Below are 8055 nucleotides of genomic sequence, written 5' to 3'. Positions count from 1 at the left end.
CCGCCGCCAGGATGGCGAGGTGGCCCCAGACCGCGACGACGATCGCGGCGATGGCGATCAGCCCGATCAGCGCCCTGCCGCCGGGCGAGGCCGGGTCGGCATAGGCCTGCGTCGCCGCGCGCACGACGGCGGGCAGGAAGATCGCGACCGCGGCGATCCCCGCCAGCATCGCGCCCCGCCCCTGCAGCACCGCGACGCTGCGGTCCCAAACATTGCTGATCGTCGTCATCGCCACTCCCCTCGATGCCGTTGCCTAGCCCAACCCCGCCACCATCGCCAGCCGCTTGCAAGCGCGAGGCCGCCGTCGCATCTCGCCGGGGTGGCTGGTCCCCCTCCCCTCGACCCCGAATGGCGCGTCAGCCCCGGCCTGACCCCTTATGCCGATGCGCTCGCGGCGATGGAGGCGCGCGCCGCGGCGGTCGCGGCCGGCGAAGCGCACGAGCTGGCGTGGCTGCTGGAGCATCCACCGGTCTATACCGCCGGCACCAGCGCCGCGCCCGCCGAGCTGATCGAGGCGCGCTTTCCCGTCGTCACGACCGGGCGCGGCGGGCGTTATACCTATCACGGGCCCGGCCAGCGCGTCGGCTACCTCATGCTCGACCTCGGCCGTCGCGGCCGCGACGTGCGCCGCTACGTCCATGCGCTGGAGGGCTGGGTAATCGCGGCGCTGGGTGGGCTGGGCGTGGAGGGCTTCACCGCCGACGGCCGGGTGGGCATCTGGACGCTCGACCGCGCCGGGCGCGAGGCGAAGATCGGCGCGATCGGCGTCAGGGTGAAGCGCTGGGTGACGCTGCACGGCCTTGCGATCAACGTCGCCCCCGACCTGTCCCATTTCGATGGTATCGTGCCGTGCGGGCTGCCCGATTACCCTGTCACCAGCCTTGCCGCGTTGGGCATCGATGCCGATCTTGCCGCAGTCGACGCCGCCTTGGCGAACAGTTTCGCAGGCTTCCTTGCAACCTTTTCTTGCACTGCAGAAAAGGAGGCTTGAGGGGGGGGCATTATCAGGGTAATGTCCACGTCGATTTGGGTATTAAGGGCGAGCAAAGCCGGCCAAATCCTCTTTTAAGGGAGCTTCCAATGCGTGCACTTTCCAAGATTCTGACCGGCTCGATGATTGCCGGCGCGGCGCTCGCGGTTGCGGCCTGCGGCCCCAAGACCGAGAATGTTACGACCGAGAACACCACCGTCACCGACATGAACTCGACCGAGGGCATGGACACGATGTCGGACAACATGACCGCGGTCGACGGTGCGTCGAACGGTGGCATGATGGCGAACGACACCATGATGTCCAACTCGACCACGACCACCAACACGATGTGATCATCCCGACCGGGACGGTTGCTGACGTTAGAAGGGTCGTCCGGGATGCCGGGCGGCCCTTTCTCGTTGGCGACGGCCGGCATCGGCTTGCGACGACCCGCGCGCCGTGCGGGCCGAAAAGGGATTCCGCTGACCGCCGATGTGCCCTAATCGCCGCAACTTAGGTTGAGGCGTGGGAGCTGGGAACATGACGGTGAGACAATTCGCGGCCGGTGCGGTGCTGGCGGCGGCGGTCGCCGCGGCGACCCCGGCGACGGCGCAGTTCTTCCTCCAGTCGCATGATTTCAGCGGCGGCACCGTCAAGGGTGACGAGCCGGGCATGACGGTGCCGCTGCCGGGAGCCACGTCCGCCGAATACAAGGCGGCACTGGCCTGGACGATGCGGTCGGCGCTCAACCTGGCGGCGCTGCAATGCCAGTTCGAGCCGACGCTGCACACGGTCGAGACCTATAACGCCATCCTCAAGGACCATGACGCCGAGTTCGACAAGGATCAGGCGACCCTGCAGAAATACTATGCGCGCACGCCGGGCGCGGGCCGGGCGACCGCCGGCAAGGGCAGCAAGGCCGGGCAGGCCGGCTTCGACCAGTTCGGCACCCGCACCTATTCGGCGTTCGCCGTCGTTTCGGCGCAATATGGCTTCTGCCAGACCGCGGCGGCGGTCGGCCGCGAGGCGCTGTTCGCCCCGCGCGGTACCTTTGGCGATCTCGCCGAGCGGCGGATGCGACAGCTGCGCAACAGCCTGGTGCCCGCGGGTGAGGAGCGGTTTCCGTACTATTTGACCCGCACCTCGACCCTGACGCCGTTGCCGCGGCTCGACGCGCAATGCTGGAACAAGAAGAGCGAGTGGCAGGCCGGCAAATGCGGCGCGCAGAACTGGCCGCCCGCCGCCGCCGGCTAACGCAAACCGAGCAGCTTGTGGGTCTGCAGCGACAGCCGCCACGCCGGCCGCGCCATCACCAGCGCCATCGCCGTCGCGCGGTGATCGACGCCGGTGACGTCGTCGAGCGGCTGAACCAGATGGTGCGTGAACCGCCACTCCTCCAGCGCCGCCGGATCAATTCCCACTTGCGGCCAGACCAGCTTCAGCTCGTCGCCGTGGCGCTGCACCACCTCGCTCCCGGCCTTGGGGCTGATGCACACCCAGTCGAGGCCGGGATGCGCGGCGAGCGTACCGTTGCTCTCGATCGCGATGCGGAAGCCCGCGGCGTGCAGCGCCTCGACCAGCGCGTCGTCGACCTGCAGCATCGGCTCGCCGCCGGTCAGGACGACGAAGCGGTTGGCCCGTCCCTCACCCCAGAAGCCGTCGATCGCCGCGACCAGCGCCGCCGCGTCGGAGAAGCGCCCGCCCCCCTCGCCATCGACGCCGACGAAATCGGTGTCGCAGAACCGGCAGACCGCGGTCGCCCGGTCGGTTTCGCGCCCCGACCACAGGTTGCACCCGGCAAAGCGGACGAACACCGCGCGCGAGCCCGCATTCACGCCCTCGCCCTGCAGCGTCAGGAACATCTCCTTGATCGCGTAGCTCATGGGTTCGCCGCATAGCGCGTCGGATCGGCCACGCCCGCCTCCTCGAACCCGCGGCGGCGCAGGCGGCAGCTGTCGCACAGCCCGCAATGCTCTCCCTCCGGCGTCGGATCGTAGCACGACCAGCTCAGCCCCATGTCGAGCCCGAGCCGCGCGCCCTCATGGACGATGTCGGCCTTGGTCAGGTGCTGGAGCGGCGCGTGGATGCGGAACGCTCTGCCCTCGACGCCGGCCTTGGTGGCAAGCTCGGCAAGCCCCTCGAACGCGGCGACGAACTCCGGGCGGCAGTCGGGATAGCCCGAATAATCGAGCGCGTTGACGCCGATATAGAGGTCGCGCGCGCCGACCGCCTCCGCCCAGCCCAGCGCCAGGCTGAGAAAGATGGTGTTGCGTGCCGGCACATAGGTGACCGGGATTCCCGGCTGCACGCCCTGCTTCGGCACGGCGATGTCGGCGGTCAGCGCCGAGCCGCCGAACGCCGACAGGTCGAGCGGCAGGACGATGTGGCGTGCCGCGCCCAGCGCGGCGGCGACGCGGCGTGCAGCCTCCAGCTCGATCCGGTGGCGCTGGTGATAGTCGATCGACAGCGCGAACAGCGCCCGGCCGTCCTCGCGCGCGCGTGCCGCCGACACCATCGAGTCGAGGCCGCCCGAAACCAGGACGACGGCAGGAGGTAGCGATGCCATGATCGCCGTCAGCTAGGGACTGGCCGCCCAAGTCGCAACAAAAAGGGCCGCCGGTGAGGGCGGCCCCAGGTATCGGACCTGCGAACAGGCCCGCTCAAGGGAGAAGTGCCGAACCAAAAGCACATCCCTGCTCTAGCGAGCCAGGCATGAAGAACCGGTTAAGCCGCCGCCGCGACCGGCACCGGGAAGCTGGTCGCGCAGAACGCGCAGTCGACGCGGATCACGCCGTCGCCATCGGCCATCTCGCGCTGCTCGTCGGGGCCGAACTTGGCGAGCACCCCGGCGATATGCTCGGGCGTGCAGCGGCAGCCGCGCACGATGGCGACGTCGGCCAGGACGCGCACCTCCTCCTCGTTGAACAGCCGCCACACCAGGGTTTCCAGCGGCAGCACGGGGTCGGCGAGCTCGTCCGCGCCCATCGTGCCGCCCAGCGCGGCGACATGCTCCCATTCGGGGTGGTCGAGCCGGGTATGGAGTCGCTCGCGCCCGTCCTCGCCCTCCGGCAGATGTTGGAGGAACAGGCCGCCGGCGATCGTCCGGCCGTCCGCGCCCTTGCGGATGCCGACCCGGACCAGGCTGGGGATCTGCTCCGACTGGACGAAATAGCTCTCGGCGGCTTCGGCCAGGGTCGCGCCGTCGAGCGGCACGATCCCCTGGTAGCGCTCGCCCGAGGTCGCCATGTCAAAGGTGATGGCGAGGTAACCCTGGCCGAACAGCCCGAACAGGGTCGGGTTCTCCGGCGCGGCGGCAAGCCGGTCGGGGTCGAACTGGATATAACCGCGCACCTCGCCGCCGCGATAGTCGCACACCAGCAGCTGGACGACGCCCTGATCGGTGCGGGTCTGCATCGTCAGCTGCGCATCGGGGTCCTTGAGCGTCGAGCCGATCAGCGCGACCAGCGTCAGCGCTTCGGCCAGCAGCGCCTCGATCGCCGGCGGATAGGCATGGGCGGCGAGCACCCGGTCAAGCGTCGGCCCCAGCCGCACGATCCGCCCGCGCGCGCTACGCGCCGGGATGGCGAAGCCCAGTGCGCGGTCGAGGTCGGTGGTGGTGTTGAGCATGACCGGAAGATGGGGCTCTCTCGAGCCTTGATCAACCAACCTTCGTCATCCCGGCCTCGTGCCGGGGGTGACGGATGGAAGGCTATCCGATTTGCCCGAAGCACCAGCGCAGCACCGCCTTCTGCGCGTGAAGACGATTCTCCGCCTCCGCCCAGATCAGCGATTGCGGGCCGTCGATGACCTCGGCCGCGACCTCCTCGCCGCGGTGCGCGGGCAGGCAGTGGAGGAACGCCGCCCCCGGCCGCGCGAGCGCCATGAGGGCTAGCGTGACCTGATAGGGCAGCATGGCCCTCAGCTTGGTGTCGGCCTGCGCCTGCCCCATCGAAATCCAGGTGTCGGTGACGACCACGTCCGCTCCCTCGACCGCCTCGCGCGGGTCGGCGACGACGCGGGCGCGGCCTGAGGCGCGGGTGATCGCCTCCTCCTCCGGCTGGAAGCCTTGCGGGCAGGCGGCGACGACATCGAACTGCATCAGCGTCGCCGCCTCGACAATCGAGGCGAGGACGTTGTTGCCGTCGCCAAGCCACGCGACCTTGAGTCCCGGTAGCGCCCGCCCGCTCTCGACGATCGTCAGCAGGTCGGCCATGATCTGGCAGGGGTGCGAGGCGTCGGTCAGGCCGTTGATGACCGGCACGCTGGCATAGGCGGCCATCTCCTCGACCTTGGCATGATCGTCGGTGCGGATCATGATCGCGTCGCAATAGCCCGACAGGATGCGCGCGGTGTCGGCGACGGTCTCGCCGCGGCCGAGCTGCATCTGGCCTGCATCCATGACGATCGAGCTGCCGCCGAGCTGACGGATCGCCATGTCGAAGCTGACGCGGGTGCGGGTCGAGTTCTTCTCGAACACGCAGGCCAGCACATGCCCGGCGAGCGGCGCATCGGCGTCGGGCCTGCCCTTGGGCCAGCCGGTGCGCGCCGCCTTACGGTCCAGCGCATCGGCCAGCATCGCCGCGATGCCGTCGGTGCCGGCATCGGCGAGGTTGAGGAAGTGGCGGACGTCAGTCATCGCTCGCCGCCACATAGACCCGTGCCGCCGCGCTCAGCTTGTCGACGCACTCGGCGATGTGGCTTTCGTCGATCACCAGCGGCGGCACCAAACGGACGACGTTCTCGCCCGCCGCGACCGTCAGCAGCTGGTGCTCGTCGCGCAGATGGGCGACGAAGCGGCGGCTGTCGCTCTTGAGCTTGAGGCCGAGCATCAGGCCCGCCCCGCGCACCTCCTCGAACAGATGGTCGTGATTGGGGATCATCTGCTCCAGCGCGCCGCGCAGCCGCGCGCCCATTGCCTCGACATGCGGCAGGAAGCCGGGCTCCGCCATCACGTCGAGCACCGCCTCCCCCGCCGCCATCGCCAACGGGTTGCCGCCATAGGTCGAGCCGTGAGTGCCCGCGACCATGCCCTTGGCGGCGTGACTGGTGGCGAGACAGGCCCCGAGCGGGAATCCACCGCCGATCCCCTTCGCCACCGCCATGATGTCGGGCGTGATGCCGACCTGCTCGTGGTAGAAGAAGGTACCGGTCCGGCCATAGCCGCACTGCACCTCGTCGAGCACCAGCAACAGACCACGCTCGTCGCACGCCGCGCGCAGGCCATGCAGGAACTCGGGGGTGCCGACCGACACGCCGCCCTCGCCCTGGATCGGCTCGACCAGGAAACCGGCGGTGGTGTCGTCGACCAGCGCCAGCGCCGCGGCGAGGTCATTGAACGGAGCCTGGCGGAAGCCGGGCAGCAGCGGCTCGAACCCGTCGCGCATCTTGGGCTGGTTGGTCGCCGAAATGGTGCCGAGCGTCCGCCCGTGAAAGGCGTTGTTGAAGGTGATGAGGGTGTGCCGCTCCGGCTGCCCTTCGGCGAAGTGGAAGCGGCGCGCGGTCTTGATCGCGCACTCCACCGCTTCCGCGCCCGAATTGGTAAAGAACACCGTGTCGGCGAAGCTGGCGTCGACCAGTCGCTGCGCGAACCGCTCCTGCTGCGGGCTGCCATACAGGTTGGAGACGTGCATCAGCGTCGCCGCCTGCTCGGCGATCGCCTTGACCAGCGCCGGATGGCCGTGCCCCAGCGCGTTCACCGCGATGCCGGCGGCGAAGTCGAGATAGCGAGTGCCGTCCTCGTCATAAAGATAGACGCCCTCGCCGCGCACCGGTCGCACGCCGCACCTGGGATAGACGGGCATCAGCGCGGGGGTGGACGCATGGGCAGGCACGGCGGGTCCTCTCCAACGAGAAAGGGCGGCCCCGACGGACCGCCCGGCCGCGCGTTAGCTCAACTGCCCGCATCCGACAACCTTGAGCCGTCCAACCTGCGCTGCATCCAGTCGACCGATGGTACCCGGCGGTGATCTTGACCGACCATCGACAGCTGTCGCGGCTCAAACAGTGATCTCGGTCAACATCGGAGCCTTGGCCGACCTCCGCCAGCAACTTGTTTACTGCATTGGCAGGTCGTCGCACGATCAGCCTGGCTTCACCACCCTGTCATCTGCACTATTCGCGTTGAACGTCGATTGATCTGCGTTGCTGGCATAGCTGTGTGCAAAGATGTCGCGTTCTCGATTGACAGTTGCAGGATTTACCGGTCTAGACACCGCAAGGTCGGCACGGGACTTCGCCCCAGCCGCCATCACCTCTTCATCAGGACGATCATGAGCACCGAGTATAACAGCGTCGAACTCGCCACGGAACTGACCATCGCATGGCTGGGCAATCCCAACACGCGCACATCGGCCGACGATGTTCCCGGCTTTCTGAAGTCGATGCACGATGCGGTGTCGAAGCTGTCGACGCCGGTCGCCGAAGAGCCGGAGCAGCCCGCGCAGGAGCACATGGCGGCGGTCTCGGTGCGCAAGTCGCTGTCGTCGCCCGATCACATCATCTCGATGATCGACGGCAAGCCGTACAAGACGCTGCGTCGTCATCTCACCACCAACGGCCTGACGCCCGAAGAGTATCGCGAGCGCTTCAACCTCAAGGCCGATTATCCGATGGTCGCCGCCACCTATAGCGAGGCGCGGCGCGCGATGGCCAAGTCGATCGGTCTGGGCCGCAAGGCGGGGCAGAAGGTCGAGAAGAAGGTCGAAAAGGCTGCCGACGCCGTGACCAAGACCGCGCGCAAGGGCAGCAAGGCCGCGCTCGACGCCGCCAAGCAGGCGCTGGGCACCGACAGCGGCGAATGATCCGGCTGGGGAGGCGCCTGGCCTCCCCAGTTTGCAGATGTCGCGACAGGGCGGCGTGACACATCGGGGTCATTACCGGTAAGGAGCGCTTGCGAACGCGCGTCGACCCGCGCCAACACCACGGATACGTTCAATGGCCGCCTTCAAGACCCCCGATTTCACCGAGCGGGCAGCACTGGCCCGTGCCGCCAAGCAGCGCGCTCTCGACCTGCTGCGCGACAAGCCCGCCCCCGACCCAGCGCTCGTCGAGCAGCGCCAGGCGGCGCAGGCAGCGCGCGACGA

Annotated in this window: 10 protein-coding genes and 1 pseudogene; 5 read left to right on the top strand and 6 right to left on the bottom strand. The window is 68.6% G+C overall.

Features of this window, described 5'->3' with window-relative positions; translation table 11 throughout:
• A pseudogene (locus HUU96_RS07935) lies at positions 1-229 on the bottom strand (hypothetical protein); the annotation flags it as partial.
• A gap of 90 nt (positions 230-319) precedes the next feature.
• Between HUU96_RS07935 and lipB the strand changes: the two are divergent.
• The 3 genes from lipB to HUU96_RS07920 all read left to right on the top strand — a co-directional run bounded on the left by lipB (position 320) and on the right by HUU96_RS07920 (position 2227).
• On the top strand, positions 320-991 hold the full coding sequence (gene lipB, locus HUU96_RS07930) for a lipoyl(octanoyl) transferase LipB (RefSeq protein WP_174292294.1): 672 nt from the start codon (positions 320-322) through the stop codon (positions 989-991).
• 89 nt (positions 992-1080) lie between these two features.
• Positions 1081-1326 (top strand): hypothetical protein, encoded by a 246-nt coding sequence (locus HUU96_RS07925; RefSeq protein WP_174292293.1) that lies wholly within the window; start codon positions 1081-1083, stop codon positions 1324-1326.
• A gap of 187 nt (positions 1327-1513) precedes the next feature.
• On the top strand, positions 1514-2227 hold the full coding sequence (locus HUU96_RS07920; protein WP_174292292.1) for a hypothetical protein: 714 nt from the start codon (positions 1514-1516) through the stop codon (positions 2225-2227).
• Here HUU96_RS07920 and queE read toward each other — a convergent pair.
• The 5 genes from queE to HUU96_RS07895 form a co-directional block, all read right to left on the bottom strand.
• The gene (gene queE / locus HUU96_RS07915; RefSeq protein WP_174292291.1) at positions 2224-2856 is read right to left on the bottom strand and encodes a 7-carboxy-7-deazaguanine synthase; all 633 of its coding nucleotides are present in this window, start codon (positions 2854-2856) and stop codon (positions 2224-2226) included. The two genes, HUU96_RS07920 and queE, sit on opposite strands and share 4 nt — an antisense overlap.
• Complete coding sequence (queC, locus tag HUU96_RS07910) at positions 2853-3539, bottom strand: 7-cyano-7-deazaguanine synthase QueC (protein ID WP_174292290.1); 687 nt, start codon at positions 3537-3539, stop codon at positions 2853-2855. Before queC ends, queE begins: the two co-directional genes overlap by 4 nt.
• 158 nt (positions 3540-3697) lie before the next feature.
• Positions 3698-4600: an Hsp33 family molecular chaperone HslO gene (locus HUU96_RS07905; protein ID WP_174292289.1), complete on the bottom strand. Its 903-nt coding sequence runs from the start codon at positions 4598-4600 to the stop codon at positions 3698-3700.
• Positions 4601-4682: 82 nt separating this feature from the next.
• On the bottom strand, positions 4683-5609 hold the full coding sequence (argF, locus tag HUU96_RS07900; RefSeq protein WP_174292288.1) for an ornithine carbamoyltransferase: 927 nt from the start codon (positions 5607-5609) through the stop codon (positions 4683-4685).
• A complete protein-coding gene (locus HUU96_RS07895) occupies positions 5602-6774 on the bottom strand; it encodes an aspartate aminotransferase family protein (RefSeq protein ID WP_174292295.1) in 1173 nt (390 codons plus the stop codon). The genes argF and HUU96_RS07895 overlap by 8 nt, the downstream gene beginning before the upstream one ends.
• A gap of 468 nt (positions 6775-7242) precedes the next feature.
• Here HUU96_RS07895 and HUU96_RS07890 point away from each other — a divergent pair, with 468 nt between their 5' ends.
• Together HUU96_RS07890 and HUU96_RS15095 are read left to right on the top strand one after the other, a co-directional pair.
• The gene (locus tag HUU96_RS07890; protein WP_174292287.1) at positions 7243-7773 is read left to right on the top strand and encodes a MucR family transcriptional regulator; all 531 of its coding nucleotides are present in this window, start codon (positions 7243-7245) and stop codon (positions 7771-7773) included.
• A gap of 133 nt (positions 7774-7906) precedes the next feature.
• Positions 7907-8055: DUF6481 family protein (locus tag HUU96_RS15095; protein WP_254605115.1), on the top strand; the 149-nt coding region annotated here is incomplete at its 3' end.

This window comes from Sphingomonas bacterium (assembly GCF_903644135.1).
Classification (GTDB): Bacteria; Pseudomonadota; Alphaproteobacteria; order Sphingomonadales; family Sphingomonadaceae; genus Sphingomonas.
The sequence above is the reverse complement of the archived record's forward strand: the minus strand, read 5'-3'. Positions and strand labels throughout refer to the sequence as shown.

Coding starts and splice junctions, on each gene's coding strand:
- queE (WP_174292291.1), bottom strand. CDS start 2,856: ATGAGCTACGCGATCAAGGAGATGTTCCTGACGCTGCAGGGCGAGGGC.
- HUU96_RS07890 (WP_174292287.1), top strand. CDS start 7,243: ATGAGCACCGAGTATAACAGCGTCGAACTCGCCACGGAACTGACCATC.
- HUU96_RS07895 (WP_174292295.1), bottom strand. CDS start 6,774: ATGCCCGTCTATCCCAGGTGCGGCGTGCGACCGGTGCGCGGCGAGGGC.
- HUU96_RS07905 (WP_174292289.1), bottom strand. CDS start 4,600: ATGCTCAACACCACCACCGACCTCGACCGCGCACTGGGCTTCGCCATC.
- queC (WP_174292290.1), bottom strand. CDS start 3,539: ATGGCATCGCTACCTCCTGCCGTCGTCCTGGTTTCGGGCGGCCTCGAC.
- HUU96_RS07925 (WP_174292293.1), top strand. CDS start 1,081: ATGCGTGCACTTTCCAAGATTCTGACCGGCTCGATGATTGCCGGCGCG.
- HUU96_RS07920 (WP_174292292.1), top strand. CDS start 1,514: ATGACGGTGAGACAATTCGCGGCCGGTGCGGTGCTGGCGGCGGCGGTC.
- argF (WP_174292288.1), bottom strand. CDS start 5,609: ATGACTGACGTCCGCCACTTCCTCAACCTCGCCGATGCCGGCACCGAC.